The 15,773-nt window shown below is 71.9% G+C and carries 25 protein-coding genes; 4 read left to right on the forward strand and 21 right to left on the reverse strand.

All coding sequences use genetic code 11. The features are described from left to right. Positions 1–76: 76 nt before the first annotated feature. Positions 77–280, reverse strand: a complete 204-nt coding sequence (locus GVV04_RS04660) for a hypothetical protein (RefSeq protein WP_161684852.1) — start codon at positions 278–280, stop codon at positions 77–79. 104 nt (positions 281–384) lie between these two features. Here GVV04_RS04660 and GVV04_RS04665 point away from each other — a divergent pair, with 104 nt between their 5' ends. Further along, a complete protein-coding gene (locus tag GVV04_RS04665; RefSeq protein WP_161684854.1) occupies positions 385–588 on the forward strand; it encodes a hypothetical protein in 204 nt (67 codons plus the stop codon). A 52-nt stretch (positions 589–640) separates the two neighbouring features. Then, positions 641–832, forward strand: coding sequence for a hypothetical protein (locus GVV04_RS04670; protein WP_161684856.1), 192 nt, complete (start codon positions 641–643; stop codon positions 830–832). Positions 833–898: 66 nt separating this feature from the next. Here the strand turns inward: GVV04_RS04670 and GVV04_RS04675 are convergent, their stop codons facing one another. The 3 genes from GVV04_RS04675 to GVV04_RS04685 form a co-directional block, all read right to left on the reverse strand. After that, on the reverse strand, positions 899–1,360 hold the full coding sequence (locus GVV04_RS04675; RefSeq protein ID WP_161684858.1) for a type II toxin-antitoxin system VapC family toxin: 462 nt from the start codon (positions 1,358–1,360) through the stop codon (positions 899–901). After that, the gene (locus GVV04_RS04680; protein ID WP_161684860.1) at positions 1,347–2,150 is read right to left on the reverse strand and encodes a hypothetical protein; all 804 of its coding nucleotides are present in this window, start codon (positions 2,148–2,150) and stop codon (positions 1,347–1,349) included. The genes GVV04_RS04675 and GVV04_RS04680 overlap by 14 nt, the downstream gene beginning before the upstream one ends. A 316-nt stretch (positions 2,151–2,466) precedes the next feature. After that, positions 2,467–2,634, reverse strand: coding sequence for a hypothetical protein (locus tag GVV04_RS04685; protein ID WP_161684862.1), 168 nt, complete (start codon positions 2,632–2,634; stop codon positions 2,467–2,469). A 24-nt stretch (positions 2,635–2,658) separates the two neighbouring features. Between GVV04_RS04685 and GVV04_RS04690 the strand changes: the two genes are divergently transcribed. Beyond that, a complete protein-coding gene (locus GVV04_RS04690) occupies positions 2,659–2,958 on the forward strand; it encodes a hypothetical protein (RefSeq protein ID WP_161684864.1) in 300 nt (99 codons plus the stop codon). A gap of 49 nt (positions 2,959–3,007) precedes the next feature. On the opposite strand, the gene GVV04_RS04695 is transcribed toward GVV04_RS04690, so the two are convergent. The 4 genes from GVV04_RS04695 to GVV04_RS32835 all read right to left on the reverse strand — a co-directional run bounded on the left by GVV04_RS04695 (position 3,008) and on the right by GVV04_RS32835 (position 5,148). Further along, positions 3,008–3,250: a hypothetical protein gene (locus GVV04_RS04695; protein ID WP_161684865.1), complete on the reverse strand. Its 243-nt coding sequence runs from the start codon at positions 3,248–3,250 to the stop codon at positions 3,008–3,010. Between the two features lie 240 nt (positions 3,251–3,490). After that, positions 3,491–3,847, reverse strand: coding sequence for a hypothetical protein (locus GVV04_RS04700; protein ID WP_161684867.1), 357 nt, complete (start codon positions 3,845–3,847; stop codon positions 3,491–3,493). Further along, positions 3,844–4,260 carry a hypothetical protein gene (locus tag GVV04_RS04705; protein ID WP_161684869.1) on the reverse strand — a complete coding sequence of 139 codons (417 nt, stop codon included), beginning with the start codon at positions 4,258–4,260 and terminating at the stop codon, positions 3,844–3,846. Before GVV04_RS04705 ends, GVV04_RS04700 begins: the two co-directional genes overlap by 4 nt. A gap of 6 nt (positions 4,261–4,266) precedes the next feature. Then, positions 4,267–5,148, reverse strand: a complete 882-nt coding sequence (locus GVV04_RS32835; protein WP_235965716.1) for a hypothetical protein — start codon at positions 5,146–5,148, stop codon at positions 4,267–4,269. Between the two features lie 71 nt (positions 5,149–5,219). Here GVV04_RS32835 and GVV04_RS04715 point away from each other — a divergent pair, with 71 nt between their 5' ends. Next, complete coding sequence (locus GVV04_RS04715; protein ID WP_161684870.1) at positions 5,220–5,669, forward strand: hypothetical protein; 450 nt, start codon at positions 5,220–5,222, stop codon at positions 5,667–5,669. Here the strand turns inward: GVV04_RS04715 and GVV04_RS04720 are convergent. The 13 genes from GVV04_RS04720 to GVV04_RS04780 form a co-directional block, all read right to left on the reverse strand. Beyond that, positions 5,666–6,427 (reverse strand): hypothetical protein, encoded by a 762-nt coding sequence (locus tag GVV04_RS04720; RefSeq protein WP_161684872.1) that lies wholly within the window; start codon positions 6,425–6,427, stop codon positions 5,666–5,668. The two genes, GVV04_RS04715 and GVV04_RS04720, sit on opposite strands and share 4 nt — an antisense overlap. Beyond that, positions 6,427–7,572 (reverse strand): hypothetical protein, encoded by a 1,146-nt coding sequence (locus tag GVV04_RS04725; protein WP_201752960.1) that lies wholly within the window; start codon positions 7,570–7,572, stop codon positions 6,427–6,429. The genes GVV04_RS04720 and GVV04_RS04725 overlap by 1 nt, the downstream gene beginning before the upstream one ends. Beyond that, positions 7,569–8,654 (reverse strand): hypothetical protein, encoded by a 1,086-nt coding sequence (locus GVV04_RS04730; protein ID WP_161684874.1) that lies wholly within the window; start codon positions 8,652–8,654, stop codon positions 7,569–7,571. The genes GVV04_RS04725 and GVV04_RS04730 overlap by 4 nt, the downstream gene beginning before the upstream one ends. 10 nt (positions 8,655–8,664) lie before the next feature. Then, a complete protein-coding gene (locus GVV04_RS33845; protein ID WP_161684876.1) occupies positions 8,665–9,504 on the reverse strand; it encodes a phage distal tail protein in 840 nt (279 codons plus the stop codon). After that, positions 9,504–11,609: a hypothetical protein gene (locus tag GVV04_RS33850; RefSeq protein ID WP_161684878.1), complete on the reverse strand. Its 2,106-nt coding sequence runs from the start codon at positions 11,607–11,609 to the stop codon at positions 9,504–9,506. The genes GVV04_RS33845 and GVV04_RS33850 overlap by 1 nt, the downstream gene beginning before the upstream one ends. A 3-nt stretch (positions 11,610–11,612) precedes the next feature. Then, a complete protein-coding gene (locus GVV04_RS04745; protein ID WP_161684880.1) occupies positions 11,613–11,909 on the reverse strand; it encodes a hypothetical protein in 297 nt (98 codons plus the stop codon). Positions 11,910–11,974: 65 nt separating this feature from the next. After that, complete coding sequence (locus GVV04_RS04750; RefSeq protein WP_161684881.1) at positions 11,975–12,553, reverse strand: hypothetical protein; 579 nt, start codon at positions 12,551–12,553, stop codon at positions 11,975–11,977. Then, positions 12,550–13,059, reverse strand: a complete 510-nt coding sequence (locus GVV04_RS04755; RefSeq protein ID WP_161684882.1) for a phage tail tube protein — start codon at positions 13,057–13,059, stop codon at positions 12,550–12,552. Before GVV04_RS04755 ends, GVV04_RS04750 begins: the two co-directional genes overlap by 4 nt. After that, a complete protein-coding gene (locus GVV04_RS04760; protein WP_161684883.1) occupies positions 13,056–13,319 on the reverse strand; it encodes a hypothetical protein in 264 nt (87 codons plus the stop codon). The genes GVV04_RS04755 and GVV04_RS04760 overlap by 4 nt, the downstream gene beginning before the upstream one ends. 25 nt (positions 13,320–13,344) lie before the next feature. Next, positions 13,345–13,752, reverse strand: coding sequence for a hypothetical protein (locus GVV04_RS04765; RefSeq protein WP_161684884.1), 408 nt, complete (start codon positions 13,750–13,752; stop codon positions 13,345–13,347). A gap of 76 nt (positions 13,753–13,828) precedes the next feature. Then, the gene (locus tag GVV04_RS04770) at positions 13,829–14,224 is read right to left on the reverse strand and encodes a hypothetical protein (protein WP_161684885.1); all 396 of its coding nucleotides are present in this window, start codon (positions 14,222–14,224) and stop codon (positions 13,829–13,831) included. After that, a complete protein-coding gene (locus tag GVV04_RS04775; RefSeq protein ID WP_161684886.1) occupies positions 14,224–14,619 on the reverse strand; it encodes a DUF6093 family protein in 396 nt (131 codons plus the stop codon). The genes GVV04_RS04770 and GVV04_RS04775 overlap by 1 nt, the downstream gene beginning before the upstream one ends. Positions 14,620–14,628: 9 nt before the next feature. Then, on the reverse strand, positions 14,629–15,768 hold the full coding sequence (locus GVV04_RS04780; RefSeq protein ID WP_161684888.1) for a hypothetical protein: 1,140 nt from the start codon (positions 15,766–15,768) through the stop codon (positions 14,629–14,631). Positions 15,769–15,773: the final 5 nt, after the last annotated feature.

Here is a 15,773-nt window from a genome sequence, read left to right on the forward strand (position 1 = left end):
GACACACGAAAACGCCCCCGCCGGCCAAGAGGCCAAGCGGGGGCGTTCGTGTGTCTGGGGGGCGTGGGAGCGCTTCCTACTCAGCCGGGACCTGGCGGAGCTTCTTCTCGACCCGGGCATTGTGCTCGCGGATGGCCTGCTCTACGTAGGCGGTGACGGTAAGGCCGAGCTGGCCGGCGAGCTGCTCGGCGGTGTCCCAGGCCGCTCCGATGCGGACGTTGCGCTTAGGGGTGACGCCGGTGGCGGGGCGTCCTCGGCGAGGTTTCGGCTGCTCTTCCATGCCTAAAAACGTACCACAGAAAGTTGGGCCAGAAGGTTGCGAGGACGCCTCACCCCTGCCTATTATTGTGGTACAGAAAGCGGGATCGACAAGGGGAGACGGACATGGCGAACATCGACTGCGAGGGCTGCGGCAAGCCGAACGCGAAGCTGGTAACCGTCGCCGACGGCGGAACCGCCGAGCTGTGCGCCCCCTGCGTCCGCTACGACCGCCGCCAGGCCGCCATCGACGCCCGCGCCGCCGACCTGGCCGACCTCACCGACGCCCAGGCCGCGCCGATCCTGGCCCACCTCGCCCTGGCGGCCTGACCACCCGGCCGGCCCCCACCCCGCCCCCCTGAGTGCACCGAGAGGACCGACCATGAGCAAGAGCCTGCGCCAACACCGATTCGTCTACCGCCTCCGCCTGGCCGAGATGACCGACGCCCTCCGGCGGTGGCCCGACGACACCGGCGCACACCTGACCGCCGCCCTGCGCCGGGACGCCGCAGCCCGCCGGCTGCGGTGGTGGCAGCGCCTCGACATCGACCTGGCCGACCGGCTCGGCCGCTGAGCCCCGGACGCACTGCGGCCCCGACCTCCACCAGGAGGCCGGGGCCGAGTCGTCGCGCGATTCGTTCTAGGCGTCGAAGAGTGCTGGGTCACCCAGTTGATAGGGCTCTTCAATCCACACGCCGTCGACGTACTGAGCCCTGAGAAGACGCTTGTCCCAGGTCATGAGGACTCCTGCCCCAGCCTCGACGGCTGACGCGAGGTGCAGGGCGTCGTAGTTGCCGAGGCTGCGACCGTAGGCATACCGGCGAGCTCGGATGGCAAGCCCGCGGGAGAGTTCGACGCGGGTCAACGACGGGCTGTCCAGTGCTGCCAAGCACCGCTCATCGAGTTCCGGCGGGTAGGGGTCGACCAGGCCCCAGCCTCGGACCTCGATGTACGACAGGTCCGAGATGACGACCTGAAGTTTCCTAGCCTCCGCCAGCCGCAGTACCGCGGCGACCGGTTCATACCCGGGCTTCTTCGTGATGGCGTAGATCAGGGTGTCGGAGTCCAGGTAGACGGACGTGGGGTTGTCAGGACGCGCCACGGATCTCCCTCACGTAGTCCACTGGGTCCGCGCCGTTGGTGAAGCCGGGGTCCAGGCCGATGAGGTCTGTCGCAGGCGAGCTGGGCAGGATCTCTAGGTCTCGCAGCTTGACGCTGAGCAGTTCGTCGTCGATGGCCCGGATCAGTCGGCCGGAGACCTCTACGCGCTGGCCTAGCGCTGCTCGAACCTGGTCCATCTGGGTCGCTGTGAACGTCACCTCGATGCGTCGGTTCGTTCGCTCGTGCCAGAGCCCGGCCCGCCGCTGCCCGTGGAGGGTTATGGCATCGAGCGTGCCGATTACCGATCCGATCGACTGGCGGCGAACCCTCAGCGCCGTGGAGAGGTTCTCGGCGACTTGGCGGGTCACATGGATGACCCGGGCGGGGGAACCCTCCTGGAGGAGTTCCACCATCAGGCCGTCAGCGGCCAGCAGCCCAAGCGGCTTCGCGAGTTCCACGGCTGCGTTGGCGACCTTCAGTGTCCACCCAGCGGGTAGCCCTTCGTGTTGCTCGGCCTCGGCCAGGCCGGTGACTGCGGTGCCCGCGACTTCCTTCATGGTGATCGCGCTGGCCCCACTGGCAAGGCGGTTGGGGGCCAGCGTGGTGACGAGGCTTCCGAGACGGACGTCCGTGATTCCCCAGGCCGTGCGGTCGTTGGGTGAATCCTTCTGCAGGACGGCGTCTTCAAGCTGTCCTAGCAGGGCGAGAAAGCGTTCGAGGACGCCAAGGGAGCGCCGTGCGTCTGCCGACCCTTCGGGACCGGGCAGAGTCACTCGCAGCTCTGTCGTCATGACCTCAGGGTGCCACAGCGGCCCGAAGGGCGACAGGATCTTCTCGGCGGTGTCTAGTTCTCGATGAGCGGACGCCGATACCACAAACGGTGGATGATCAGGCGGTTATCCACAGCCAGCCGCGTCGTCCACAGGCCCGGGTCGCGCTCGGCCCGCGCCGGGCATCCTGACGAGGTCGGCGCGGCCACCCTCCAGCCGCCGGCCACACCCGAGGGCGGTGGGGCGGCACCGGTCGGCAGGCCACCGGCAGTCCGGGCCCGGACACAGCACAGCGCCCCGCCCTCCCACCAGGGAGAGCGGGGCGCTGTCGTACGGGCTACTCGCCGTCGTCAGGGCCGGGCTCGGCGACCACCAGCTCGGCACCGGTGTCGCCCACCGCGTACCGGCCCGGAGCGAGCGGCACCCCGCCCGCGCTGATCACCTGCCCGTCGAAGTGGATGTCCCCCGGTGGCAGCGGCGCCGGGTTGTTGCGGTCGGTGTCCATACCGGACACGGTACGGTGCCCGGCATGCGCCGTACCCGCCACCTCGCAGCCCTCGCCCTAGCCCTCGCCGTCGTCACCCTGGCCGGCTGCGGCGGCAGCGAGGCACCCTCGACCACCACGCCACCGGCCACCTCGGCGGCACCAACCGGTCCACAGGACGACCCGTACGAGGCATACCTGAAGATCGCGCCGAAGGGCGCCCCGAAGCTGTCCCGGGAGGATGCGCTGACCAAGGCGTTCATCGGCTGCGGGCAGACGTGGGCGCCGGGCACGGTAGACGCGGCACTGGCGACGGCGTACGCGGAATGGTGCAAGAACCGGTGACGACGAAGCGCCCCCACCAGGCGGTGAGGGCGCTCGCGGTCGGCCGGGTCTACCGGCGCGGCCCCGCCACCCGCGCCACGGTCGCCGGGGACCACACCCGGCCCCGGGCGATCGCCGCGACCACCAGCGGGGCGAGCACGGCCACCACGCCGAGGATCGCGCTCTGCTGGCCGTCGGACACCGGCAGGCCGTACGCGGTCAGCAGCGCGATGACGGCGGTCACCGCCGCCGTGATGGTGCCGACGCTCAGCAGCGGCTCCGACGGGGCGTCGATCGAGGGGATCTTGGTCATGGGTGCCTCCTGGGTACGGTCGTGAGGTGGTGCGATACAGGAAGGTCCCCGCCGGGTGGGCGGAGATCCCCGAGGTGTGCCCGGCCGGTCACGTGGACGCGGCAGGGCGGCCGGAGACCAACCCGGGGTGGGGCGGGTGCCCGGAGCCCGGGTGCGGGGTGATGGGGAGGCAGTGGCGGTGCCGGCGGCCCGAGTGCGGGCAGGTCACGCAGGACCGGCACGAGCACCGGGGGCGCTGAGCTACAGGTGGCGGCCGTTGATGGCGCCGCCTGGGTTGCGGACCATCACCAGCAGCGACTCAGGCACACCGGGCGTCGACAGGATCGCCGACCGCCACGTCCTCAGCGTCGCCACCGCGGCGTCGATCTCCCCGGTCAGCTCCCGCATCTGCTGACGGGCGGCGAGGGCTTCCCGCTCCGCCTCCGCCGTTCGTTCTTGCAGCTCGTTGACCTGCTTGAGCGCGCTGTCGGTGAGCAGGGCGACCGCGTCCGCCCGGGTCTTCGGCCGGCCCATCACGCCCGTGATCAGGGTGCCGACCACCCCGGCGAGCCCTCCGCCGCCGACGGCCGCCGCGAGCAGCGCCCAGATGTTCGTCACCCTGTGTCTCCTGCCTGCCTGAGCACCCGCATGCCCTGCCACACCTGCCAGCCACGCCACGCCGACGCGCCCGCCCACGCGAAACAGAACGCGACGGCGAACCCGGCCGCACCCGATCCGCCGGCCAGCAGCGCCAGCCCGTACAGCACCGGTGCCGCCGTCTGCCCGTGCATGGCCGCCAGTTCCAGCACCAGCGCCCGGTAGGCGTCTGGCAGGGCGATGGACACCAGGCCGATCACCCCGGAGCCGAGCAGCAGCAGGTACCAGGTCCACAGCACCCAGGGGGCGACCAGCCGCTCCAGGCTGGTCGGTGGTTTCGCCCCGGACGCGAACAGGGTGCCTGCGGCGGCGGACAGGACGAGGAACATCACCTCGTGAGGGCGGTGGCGGCCGGTGACGATGATGGTCGCCACCGGAGCTCAGCCCTGCGCCGGGGCGGTGCCGGTGGTGAGCACCTCACCGAGCCGGCGCAGCAGCTCGTCCACGGCCAGTTCCCCGGACTGCCCCTGCCGGATCAGCTCGGCCAGCGCCTGGTCCCGGACGGCGTCGGCGGCCGACGTCTCCCGAATCAGGGTCTCGATGCCCCCGAGGTCGACGCCCTGCGCGGCGGCGAGCGCGGCCTGGCTGGTCCGCAGCGCCTCCCGGGTGGTCGCCTCCAGCCGCGAGAGCGAGTTGTTGAAGGAGCGGACGTACGTCTCGAAGGCGACCTTCTTGCCCGTCACGTCGTTCGGGATGGGGTGCGTGAAGACGTCGGCTGCACTCACGTCGGGGTCCTCCAGTAGGCCGATGGTGGTCAGGTAGCGGCGGAACAGCGGCGTCTGGGCGCGGCCGGCCCGGATCGCGTCGCGGAAGAAGCTGAAGTGGGTATGCCACAGGTGACTGGAGTCGCCGCTGCTGCGCCGGCCGAGACGGTCCCACCGCCGGACTGTCCGCCCGTCCGGGCTGTAGATGATCTCCCGGATGTCGAGCGTGTCCGGTGCCCCGTCATCGCACTGCGCTACGCACCAGGTGGAGAACGTCCGCAGGTCGTGGGTGCGGCCGGCCGCTCGGACGCTGAACTGGCCGACGTCCAGGGCGGAGGCGTCGAGGGTCAATCCCGCCCGGTCGCGGGTCGACTCGACGACCGAGTAGTCGTCGATCCGCCCGGACCGCCTGATCACCCGGTCCTCACCGCAGTGATACCCGCCGCGGTGGGCCGGGTCGCCGACGATGCCGACGGCGGCTGGTTCCAGGCCATGGGGCCCGAGGTGGTCGAGCAGCAGCGTGCGCACCGCCAGCAGTACCTTCGGCGCGGTTGTCATCCAGATCATCTCCTCACATTCAGTCAGTCGGCCGACGCTGTTGGTGGCATCGAAGGCTCACACTGGATCTCGTGATGACGAAGACCAGGACCTTCGCGGTTGGCTTCGCCGCGCTCGCGGCCGCTGGGGTGATCGGCGGGGTGACCGCGGTGTCCCTCGTCGGCGGCCAAGAGCCCGCGCGGCAGGACGTGCGTACCGTGTCCGACGAGGCCAGCAGCACGCCAACGGCGACCGCCACGCCCACCAGCGCCACCGCCGCGCCGATTCCCTCGCCTAGCGAAGCGGCGGCCGGCGGCAAGACCCGTTCTACGGGCAAAGAGAAGGGGACGGGGAAGACCGTGACCGATACCGACCCGGCGGATCCGGCCACCGAGCCGCCGGCGCCGCCCGGCAATTCCGCGCCGGAGGGTGTGGAGACGCCGCCCGCGCTGCCCCCGCCGCCGCCCCCGGCTGGCATGGAGTGCCTGCCGCAAGAGGTGGGCATCAACCCGCGCTGCCCGGCTACGTCCGCGCCGAACTAGGACTGTTGAGTCCAGGACGCCGTCACCGTCGCGCGGACCACGCCCGCGCCGGCGGTGCGGCGTCCGTCCACGGACAGACCCATGATCGCCCCGAACGCGGCGGGCGGTAGGGCGACCGGCCCGATGTCGGTGATCCCCTGCGCGAACGCCACAGCGATGGTGGTGCCGAGCTGGACCCCGTTGCACATCACCCGCAGCTCGCCCGTTGTGCCGGACGCGTCCGTGGTGTGGCGGATCCGCAGGTAGATCCGGGGCTGCTGGCGGGGCAGCAGGGTTTCCACGATGGCGGCGAAGGCCGCGTTGGTGGTGCCGGGCCACTGCGTGTAGTCGATGCCCGCCCAGGTGACTGGCAGCCACGGCCGGGCGATGCCCTGCCCGGACACCTCGTCGGTGCTCATGACCATGTTGGACTGCCGGTCCCACACCGCCCAGACGCCGTCGAACAGGGTCATGGCCACCGTGCCGCCCTCGGCGGTCGAGCGGAAGGCCACCAGACCGGGCTTGGTACTGCCGTCCCCGAAGGGCACCTGGCCCAGGCGGATCATCCCGTTGCCCTGCTCGTCGTAGACGATCACCTGGCCGCCGGCGGTCACCTGGACCGTGCCGCCGCCGGTGACCGCCAGGCCTCCGGCTCCGACCGTCGCGGCCTCCAGCCGCCGGCCGGCACGCAACTCCCGCACCTCCGCCTCCAGGGCGTTGAGCCGCGCGTACAGGGCCCTCAGCGGGTCCGTCTCGATCTGGTCTGCCCGCGACACCATCAGCCGTCCTCCGCCATGATCGGCCGGATCACGTCGCCGGCGGTGTCCCATTCCCAGCCCCACGCCCGGGCGGTGACGGTGACACCAGCCGGGTGGCGGGGCGACGTGATGACGTGCAGGCCGACGACGTCGCCGAGGACCCAGTCCCGGCCGAGCCGTGGCGCCCGAGAGGCGACCGCGCTCACCGACCACACCCGGACGCCCGCCCGCATCAGCGCCAGGGCGCCGGCCGCGTGCGCGTTCAGGGTGTCGGTGCTGGTGATGGAGGTGGACGGGGTCCACCGGTGCTCATAGCGGGGCCAGCCGGCGGCGATCAGGTCTGACGCCACCTGGTCCGCCGAGGTGTACCGGGTGTCGCCCTCACCCTGCCCGCGGGCCCGGGTGACGGTCGCGCCCTTGCCCTGCTCGTAGGACTCGAAGAGGTTGTACTCCTTGACGTCGCCCGGGAAGGTGAACACCACTCCCGGTGGCGTCGACTGCACGCCGATCTTCTTGCGGACGCGGGCAACCAGCTCCACCGACGTTTCGGTGGCGTCGCGCCAGCGCAGGTCGACGGTCCACTCCGGGCCGCCGTCGACGTCCATCAGCTCCGACAGCCGAGACAACACGGTCGCGTCGTCGTCGTCGAGGTAGGTGCGGTCCCGGGTCGTGCCGGTGGGTGGCGCGTCGATGGTGAGGCCCAGGCCGTCGATCTGGGTGTCGCCGATCAGCCCCGACGCGATCACTGACGCCTCGTCCTGCTGCGTCCAGGTGTGAGTCTGGGCGTACCGGCGGTCGAAGTATGCCTCCGGGGTGACGCAGCCGAGCGTCACACTTCCGGCCGATCCGCCGGCTCGGGTCAGCACGATGCCGACCCACACGGGCAGCCCGTCGGCGACGCACACCAGCATGGTGCGGCCGGGGTCGGTGGCCGCCTCCCACGACGGCGGTGCGCCGGCCAGGTCGAGGCGGAACCCGGTGCTGCTGTACGTGCCCAGCCGGCGGGCCAGCGGCCCCGCCGGGGTGACTGCGGGCAACTCCTCCACGACGTCGCCGGTGCGCAGGTCGCAGCCCAGCCAGGTGACCTGAACCGGCTGCGGTGCGGGCGGTGTCGGGGGCAGCATCAGCGTCAACCGGTCCGCCAGGTTGGTGGCCGGCTGCGTCACGTCGCCCGCCTCGCCCGCATCAGCGAGTAGATCGAACCGCCGCCGATGTAGAACCAGGCGGTGCCGCTCGCGCCTGCACCGCGGAAGTGCTGCCAGACGTAGGTGTACGACTGCCCGGCGGTGAGGCCGGTGATCCGAGCGGAGTAGCGCAGCCGGGTGGCCTGCGTGTCGCCGGTGGGCAGCATCGCCACCGACGAGTTCGGGACCAGGCCGCCGCCGTTGTTGTCCTTCAGGCACCAGTACGTGCCGAAGGTCCCGGTGCCGGCGGCGACGCCGGTCGACGCGGCCATGCCCTCCAGTTCAATCCACACCCGCCCCGTGTCGGGGGCGGTGAACGTCAGCGCCAGCGCCGCGTCGATGTCCGCGCGGCCGTTCGCGGTGTTGGAGCGGACCGTGTACGTCTGTCCCTGCCCGTACCACAGCTCGCTGAGGACGGCGTCGCTCTGCACCGGCCGCCAACCGGCGGCGTACACCTCCAGATCACCGCCGAGGTCACCGCGCTCGACGACCAGGCCGTCGTACGTGGTCAGCCCGTTCCGCTCGGCGGCGCTGCCCACCGGCACGATCCCGCCGGCGGCGACCGTCCAGAGCCGCGATGGCGTGAACGACGGAACGCCGGAGCCGACCTTCGGCACGTCGACCACGCCGATCAGCAACGACCGGGCCGGCGTCGCCGGAGCTGACGGGGACGCCGCCGCAGTGCCGGCCAGGTACAGCACGCGACCACGGCGCTGCCCGGAGGCGTCCTCGTCGGTGTCGTCGACCTGGACGTAGAGGATGTCCCGGCGGGCGTACGTGCCGTCGGCCGCCGTCATGCTGCCGGTGTCGGTGCCGTCCGACGCCGCCAGGTACGGGGCCTGCACCCCGGTGGCGTTGGCGTTGATCACGCCGGACCATGGGCCCACCGACCACGTCGTCGCGTCTACGGACACGGCCGGAGCACCGCCCGGCCGGAACCCGCTGCGGGTGCGCAGCGCGCCAGCGCCGGCCATCATCAGCGCCGCGAACGCCTGCCGCCCCTGCCGGGCGGTGAACGCCGGCACGCCGCCTGAGGCGTTCATCGGATACGCCGTCACAGCCATGTTCGTCCCCTCACCACGCTGACCGCCAGGCCACCGACAAGGCGGCGTCTGGGTTGTGCACGCTCGCGTTGAACGCGATCTCGGTTGTGCCGGGAGGCAGCTCGAACCACTCCCGCGACGTCATCTGGCCGCTGCGGCTGACCTGCCCGTTGATCAGGCTGGTCCGCCGGTCGGTCTCCACGTCCAACCACTGCCCGGCCGTCAGTGTCAGGTCCCACGCCAGGGTCTGACCCGTGTCGACCAGAGTCACCCGGGGCCCCTCCACCGGCCCGTAGATCACCAGCCGTGGCCGGGTCGGGGCCCGGCCCTCGTTGGACGCCTGGATGCGTCCGGACGTCACCACCGCCGGCCACGTCTCCGGCCACGCCACGGGCCACACCAGACCACCGGACGACGACGGCAGCAGCGTCGACGCCACCTGCTCCGCCCCGTAGATCCGGGGATCGAGAGCGGCGAACGCGCACCGGGTGTACGCCATGCCCAGCCCGATCAGCGACGGGTCCGGCTCGACCACCCGGGGCCGGCCGAACATCACATACTCGACGCCACCCAGACACCACCGCAGCTCGATGTCGGTGTGGCTCGGCGCGAACGCGGCGGCCAAGGCCTGCTGCGCCGTCATCCAACCCGCCACCGACCGGTCGCCGGCCTGCACCAGCACCGGGACCGGCACCACCACTTCGTCGCGCCACTCCGCCCCCGACCACGACCCGTGATCCCACGACCGACGGTCGGACTGGTCCACCCGGGCCGCCTGCGCCCACGGATTGAAGCCGGCCTGCACGCTGTACGGAGTGCCCGGCCCCATCACCAGATCCCGCACCTGCACCTGACCCTCGGACAGCGCCATCACCGCACCCCGTACATGGCCAGGTCCTGCCGCACCTGCTGCAACGAGAACCGGTCGCTGTACGCGCGGAGGTTGAGGTTCTCGATGACCGTCCCGCCCCCGCTGCCTCCTCCTGCGGTGGCCGGCACCACCTGCTGCCCGTACCACCTGGCTGCCCGGGACAGGATGTCCAGGGACCGATCAGGGTCGCCGTACCGGGGGATGAACGCCTCGCCTCCGGTCGCCGGCTCCGCCCACGCGTACCGGGCCGGAGACACTGGGGCGGCGATCTGCGCCTCCCGCAGCACGCCCCACTGGGCGTGCTCCGTGATTCCACCCCACCGCCGGCCACCCAGGTCCCCGATCGGCACGTTCCGGCCCTCCGACCGGGTGATGGTCTGGTTGTGCTGGGTGGTGATCACGACCTTCTTCGACTTGATCTTCGCCAGCAGGTCCCGCACGTCCGCGAGGTTCTTCTCGGCCGCGATCGTGTCCGCGGTGACCTTCGTCGTGACCTGCCCGGGGATCGCCTCGTACTTGCCGATCAGCTTGTCGATCTCGGACTGCTCGTAGCCGAGAGCCTTCAACTTCTCGCGGATCGCGCCGATCTCCGACTGGTACTTGCCGTTGACGACGTCGGTCGCCTCACCCTGCTCCAGCCGCGCGTCCCGCAACGCCTTGATCTTGTCGATTTGGTCGAGCACCGCAGTACGGTTCTCCCGACCCGCAGCCGTGTTCTCGTCGAGGGTTCGCTTGCCGTCGCGCAGCTCGGCGTTGAGTTCCTTGACGCCGTCCTTGTAGGCGATGACCGCGCGGTCGTAGCCCATCGCCCCGCCGAACAGCTCGTCGAAGGCGGTCTTCAGCTCGCGGGCCGCGTCCACCCCGCTCTGCGCGTCCTCGCCGGTCGCGCGCAGCCGGGTGCCCAGTTCGCCGATCACACCGGACAGGTCGGTCGACGAAGAGGCCGCCCCATCCTGGGCGGTGGCGAGCGCCCAAAATCGGGCTACGTCACCCGTCATCAACGCGCCGACCAGCTCCGCCACCTTGTACAACTTGGCCATGCCATCGACCAGGGAAAACGCGGCCCAAACGCCGGCTTTCATGACGCCGAACAGCACGTCCAGTGCGCGGGCACCCTCGTCGGCCATCGGGGCCAGGTCGGACAGGCCGTCACCGATGGCCTGCCCGAGGTCCCGGGCCCCGCCAGCGATCGAGTCGATGACCGGGCCGGCCGCGTCGAGCGCGTCGATCACCCCGGGCAGAGCGTTCTCTCCTGCGTCGAGCAGCCCATCCAGCAGCGGCTCCACCAGCTTCGACGCGGAGCTGAACGCCCGATTGAACTGGGGCTCCAACCGCTCCACTCGGTCGCCGATGGCGTCGATCGCGCTGAGGGTTTCCGGGATGAACGCTGACGACGCCCGACCCAGCACCTCTGACAGGTCCTGCCCCAGCTCCATGCCGGCAGCCTTGACCGCCGGGTCCTTTGCCGCCAGCTTGATGCCGCCGACCACGCCGCCGATACCGACACCGCCGATGATCGCGCCACCCACGGCGGTACCGACCAGCGTCGCCAGCCCGGCCACGATAGGGGCACCGATCGCCAGCACCGCCGGGTTCATTCCGGCCATCGGCGCCCGAGCCAGCAGCGGGCCCAGCCGGGCCGCGAACGACAGGGACACCTGGCTGGCCAGCTCGGCACCCATGTCCGAGGCCGCGCCATCGTCGTCCTTGACGTCGATGAGCTTGCGTAGGTCGACCTGCGACCGCTGCTTCACCCGGGCGGCGGCCAGCTTCTCGGCCAGGTCCGCCCGCTCCGCCTCATCCGACGCGGCAGCGATAGCCCTGGCCAGTTCGCGGATCGTGTCCGTCGTCTCGTCGATCTGCCGGTCCAGGCGTGCCGCGTCGGCCCGGAGCCGGTCCAAATCCTTCCCGGTGTCCTTCGCCGCGTCACCGAGATCCTCGGTCGACTCCTTGGCCCGATCGGTGCTGGTGGTGGTGTCCTTCGCCGACTCGGCGACGTCGTCGAGGGCGTCGTCCAGCTTGTCGGCTGCGTCCGCCGCCCGGCCCATCCCGCGAACGAACGGCTGTTCGGCGACGTCGAGTCCGACCTTGACGGTGCGGGTCACCGGTCACCTCCTCGGCACGAGCTGGACGGCGTGCAGGATCGCCCCTGGGTGCTGCGGGTTCTGCGCGTTGGTCTGCTGCTCGGAGCGCTCCAGGGCGGCGCAGCAGTGGCACTGCACCGGCGTGCCCGGGGCGGGCAGGTAGACGGCTGTGGCCAGCGGGTTGTTGTAGTCGTGCTCCGGCCGGGTCGTCTCCTCGAGCAGGTGCCCGCAGCGGCGACACAGGGCCGCCTCGTACTCGTCGAGAGCGACGAGCAGGGCCACCTGCTGGTCGTTCCACTCCGACTCCGGCGTCGACCGCACCAGCCGGCCGCCCTCGTCGTGCTCGTAGACGGTGGTCGGCTCCCATCCCTCCAGCCGGCGGGGCGCTACTCCGAGGGTTCGGGCGAGCCGGATCCGCTGCCGGAACCCGGGCTCGTCAGCAATCCGGCGACGGAGAAAGGGATGTCGATCTCCGCGACGTTGAGGTTCCAGCAGGCCCGCCACAGCCGCCGCCACTGCTGCTCCGACAGCAGCTCACCGTCGGGGTCGAGCAACGCCTCCCACGTCTCGTCGGCCAGCGTCGGGGCGACCGTGGATGCCCGCACCAGGGCGGGCAGGAACGTCGACCGGTTGGCGCCCAGCGACTCATCTTCGGGGTGTACCTTGCCGCCGGTCTTGCGGGGCGGGTGCGCGTCGGCGAGGTCGTTCCACACCTTGCGGCGCAGGGCACGGATCCGGAACTCGACGGTGCTGGCCTCGATCTCCGACCTCAGCGCCTCCATGCGGGCGGCCACCTCGCCGGTGCCGCTGCCGCCGATACGCGGGTCGGCGGCGTTCTTCACCGCCGCGGCGGTGAGGTCCTGGCCGAGGCGCTTCCACTCGGCGACCAGGTCGGCTCGGGTGCACACCGGCACCCGGTCCTCCGGCAGCCGCGCCCCGGTGAGGATCGCGTCGACGTCGCTCACGCCGCCGCCACCGCGTCGATGACCACGTCGCCGACGACGAACAGCCGCTGGGTGACGGTGTGCACGCTGTTCGCGCCGTTCCACTGCTTCAGCGGCTCGCCGGCCTTGATTGGCCACACGTCCACGATGTCGCCGGCCGCGTACGTCTGCCCGCGCGGCACCCCGTACCGGGTGACGATGTACCCGGTCGTGCCCTCTTCGAGGGTCAGGTACGCCTCGTTGTTCGTCGGGTCGTCCGGGTTGTGCACGTAGGTGACGCTGAGGCTCTTGGTCTTCCGGCCGGGCTGCTCGAACGTCTGCGTGGTGGCGATCCGCTCGTCGGTGACGGTGGCCTGCTCACCGGACGGGTTGAAGCCGTCGCCGGTGACGTACCCGGCCAGCTCCTGCGACCCGGCGGCGAGCAGTTCCGTGGCCGCCTTCGGGGCGGTACGGGTCGTGATGGTCGGCACGAAGTCGATGCGGAGGGTGCCGTCGGACGGCACCGAGGTGGGCAGCGGGGACGTCATCGGGTCTCCTCCTTGCTCGCGCTCTTGCTCTTGGTGGTGGCACTGGTCGACGGAGCCGGCTCCGTCTCGCCCCTCGGGTCCGGCTCACTGGCCGCGGGGGCGGTGGTCGTGGCCGGCAGCGCACGGCCCAGCCGGTCCGCCGCGTCGCCGTCGGTCACCAGCTCGACGCCGCCACGCTCGACGAGCTGGGCGGCCCGGCGGGCGCCAACGCTGTACTCGGTGTCCGTGCTCTTGTCGCGGATACGCACCAGGTCCGGCACGACTCCTCCTCAGGTGTGGCGCCGGTCAGCCCGGCAGGGATTCCAGTCGGTACACGTCCACCTGGTCGACGACGCGACGGCCGGTGGACTCGTCAGGGCGGGCAGGGAGCCCGTCGTCGTGCCGGATCGGGTACGGCTTCCGGCCGGTCATGGTCGGCCCCACGTCCAGCAGCGCGGCCCGCACCCGGCTTGCGACCACCCGCGCGGCCGTGTCGTTCGCGCCGACGCTGTGCACCGTCGCCGTGGCCACGCCGCGGCTGGACCGGCCGTCGATGGTCGGCCCCAGGTCGTAGCGGACGGACACCCACGCCACCACGTACGGCAGGGCCGTCGCCGCCGTCGGGGTGTTGCCGTCGGCGTCGGGGAACACCCGCAGCCCGGACACGTCGCGCAGCAGGGACAGGAACGCCACGGCGTGCGGGTCGTCGCTCACCTTGACCTCACCGCGATGACGACCCGCTTGGAACGGAGCCGCGCGATCAAAGCACGGATTCGGGCGAGGTCGCTGCTCACAACGCCTCCAGGGCGTCCGCCGCGGCCCGCTCCAGCCCGGCCACGAAGTCGGGCGACCAGCGGTCCAGCGCCGGCCCCAGATGCGCGAGCGGCGCGTTGTTGGGCGTGCCGTACTCCAAGATGTTGCCCAGCGCGCCCTGCCTGCGGTCCTTGTCCGGGCCGATCTCCGCGCTGACCCCATCGCCCACACCGCGGTCCGTGGTGTCGTAGGTGATGGCGCGCGGATAGTCGGGCGCGTGGGCAATGCCGCCAGCGGACTGCTGCGCGGCCTTCTTGATCCCGAAAGCGGTGAACCGCACCGCCTTGAGGATGTTGTCGTGGGCGCCCTCGGGCACCTCTCGCAGCTCCGCAACCAGGTCGTTGAGCTGCGAAGACTCGGTGTCGATACGCATCAGCTCGTCGCCTCCTCGATCCCGACCCGCCGCGACGTCGCGTGGCTCTTGGCGAACTCGGCCCGCACCACGAACCGGCGACCGACCAGGTCGGGGTCGTGCTGGCAGGCCGTGAGCCTGACCCGGTGGCCGGCCCGCACGCCCGCGGAGGCGAGCACGGGCAGCTGGAGCACCCTGGTCAGCATCAGCACGTCCGCCTCGCCGGCCCGCTGGTCCGACGCCGACGGTGCCGCCTGCTGCACCCGGCACCGGCCGGCGTACACCTGCTCGACGGTGTCCACGACCTCGCCCGTCTCCAGGTCCGTCGTCGACCCCGTCACCGCCTCGATGACGCACTCGTCCACCATCAGCGCCTCGGCCGCCGCCCGCCCGCGGGCCAGCACCACCTCGAGCATCGAGACCCCCTACGGTCGGACCACCACGCCGCTACTCGGCCGCACCACCACACCCGGCCCGGGCTGGGCCACCATGCCGATGTACGGCCGATGCACCTGCCGACCAGGCACCGATGTGCTCGGCGCACCCAGCGCCACCGGCACGCTGATCCCGTCCGGAGCGGACTCCCCGGCCCAGGTCGCCGCTGGCTCGCCCAGCGCGACGGGCACGGCCAGACCGGCCGGCCCGACGCCCGCCGACCAGCCGGCCCCAGGGGAACCGACCGCGACCGGCGCCGACAGCCCACCCGGGGCAGTCTCGCCCGCCCATGCCGCTGACGGGCCGCCCACCGCTACGGGCACCGAGACGCCCGCCGGGGCGGTGTCGGCCGTCCACGACGCGTTCGGGCCGCCCAGCGCCACGCTCACGGCGAGGCCGTCCGGGGCGCTGACCGCCGACCAGGCTGCCGACGGGTCGCCGACCGCCACCGGGACGGCGATGCCGTCCGGGGCTGTCACCGCATCCGACGACGCCGCGGCCAGCTCGACCAGCACGGCGGCCATCGAGCCGGTCACGTCCGAGGTGACCTGCTCCCCGCCGTACGAGCCGGCAGAGCCAACCACCCGGTACGCGGCACCGGCCCGCACGTTCGCGGCCGACGTCGCCCGGCTGGTGGCCAGGTCCACCACCTCGAGGTAGGCGACCGCCGGCGACAGGCCAGTCGGGATCGTGCCCGACGCCACGCGGCAATGCGCGCCCACCAGCAGCGCCGACCCGGCACCGACCCCGGTCAGGGTCGGCAGGGTCACCGCCGTGCCCGACGCGGTCGCCGCAGCCGCCTGAACGACACCGGACGCGCCCCGCCACGCGGTGCACACCCACGCGCCCGTCATGCTGCCGGAGTTGGTCAGCGTCGGCGCCGCATCGCCGGCCTGGAGTACCCGCGACCAGGCGTACAGCCGGGACGCCGCGTCCTCCGTCACCGGCCACGTGCCCGGCAGCGCCGTCCACCCGGCGGGCGTGGCCATCGTCAGGGAGCTACCCGAGACGTGCCCCACCAGGACCGCCACGTCACCGGGCACCCACCCGGAAGGCAGGGTCGTGGCGAACGAGGTACTGGTCGCCGCCCCTGACGACCCGGACGAGACCGCGACGTACGAGACAGCCACGACGG

The sequence above is a fragment of the Micromonospora rubida genome, assembly GCF_009908295.1.
GTDB lineage: Bacteria > Actinomycetota > Actinomycetes > Mycobacteriales > Micromonosporaceae > Micromonospora > Micromonospora rubida.

What these genes read in the sequence shown, in the direction of transcription:
- GVV04_RS33845 (WP_161684876.1), bottom strand. Translation starts at nt 9,504, where the DNA reads ATGGCGCTGTCCGAGGGTCAGGTGCAGGTGCGGGATCTGGTGATGGGG.
- GVV04_RS04730 (WP_161684874.1), bottom strand. Translation starts at nt 8,654, where the DNA reads ATGGCTGTGACGGCGTATCCGATGAACGCCTCAGGCGGCGTGCCGGCG.
- GVV04_RS04690 (WP_161684864.1), top strand. Translation starts at nt 2,659, where the DNA reads ATGCGCCGTACCCGCCACCTCGCAGCCCTCGCCCTAGCCCTCGCCGTC.
- GVV04_RS04775 (WP_161684886.1), bottom strand. Translation starts at nt 14,619, where the DNA reads ATGCTCGAGGTGGTGCTGGCCCGCGGGCGGGCGGCGGCCGAGGCGCTG.
- GVV04_RS04695 (WP_161684865.1), bottom strand. Translation starts at nt 3,250, where the DNA reads ATGACCAAGATCCCCTCGATCGACGCCCCGTCGGAGCCGCTGCTGAGC.
- GVV04_RS04720 (WP_161684872.1), bottom strand. Translation starts at nt 6,427, where the DNA reads ATGGTGTCGCGGGCAGACCAGATCGAGACGGACCCGCTGAGGGCCCTG.
- GVV04_RS04670 (WP_161684856.1), top strand. Translation starts at nt 641, where the DNA reads ATGAGCAAGAGCCTGCGCCAACACCGATTCGTCTACCGCCTCCGCCTG.
- GVV04_RS04770 (WP_161684885.1), bottom strand. Translation starts at nt 14,224, where the DNA reads ATGCGTATCGACACCGAGTCTTCGCAGCTCAACGACCTGGTTGCGGAG.
- GVV04_RS32835 (WP_235965716.1), bottom strand. Translation starts at nt 5,148, where the DNA reads ATGACAACCGCGCCGAAGGTACTGCTGGCGGTGCGCACGCTGCTGCTC.
- GVV04_RS04755 (WP_161684882.1), bottom strand. Translation starts at nt 13,059, where the DNA reads ATGACGTCCCCGCTGCCCACCTCGGTGCCGTCCGACGGCACCCTCCGC.
- GVV04_RS04660 (WP_161684852.1), bottom strand. Translation starts at nt 280, where the DNA reads ATGGAAGAGCAGCCGAAACCTCGCCGAGGACGCCCCGCCACCGGCGTC.
- GVV04_RS04685 (WP_161684862.1), bottom strand. Translation starts at nt 2,634, where the DNA reads ATGGACACCGACCGCAACAACCCGGCGCCGCTGCCACCGGGGGACATC.
- GVV04_RS04665 (WP_161684854.1), top strand. Translation starts at nt 385, where the DNA reads ATGGCGAACATCGACTGCGAGGGCTGCGGCAAGCCGAACGCGAAGCTG.
- GVV04_RS04680 (WP_161684860.1), bottom strand. Translation starts at nt 2,150, where the DNA reads ATGACGACAGAGCTGCGAGTGACTCTGCCCGGTCCCGAAGGGTCGGCA.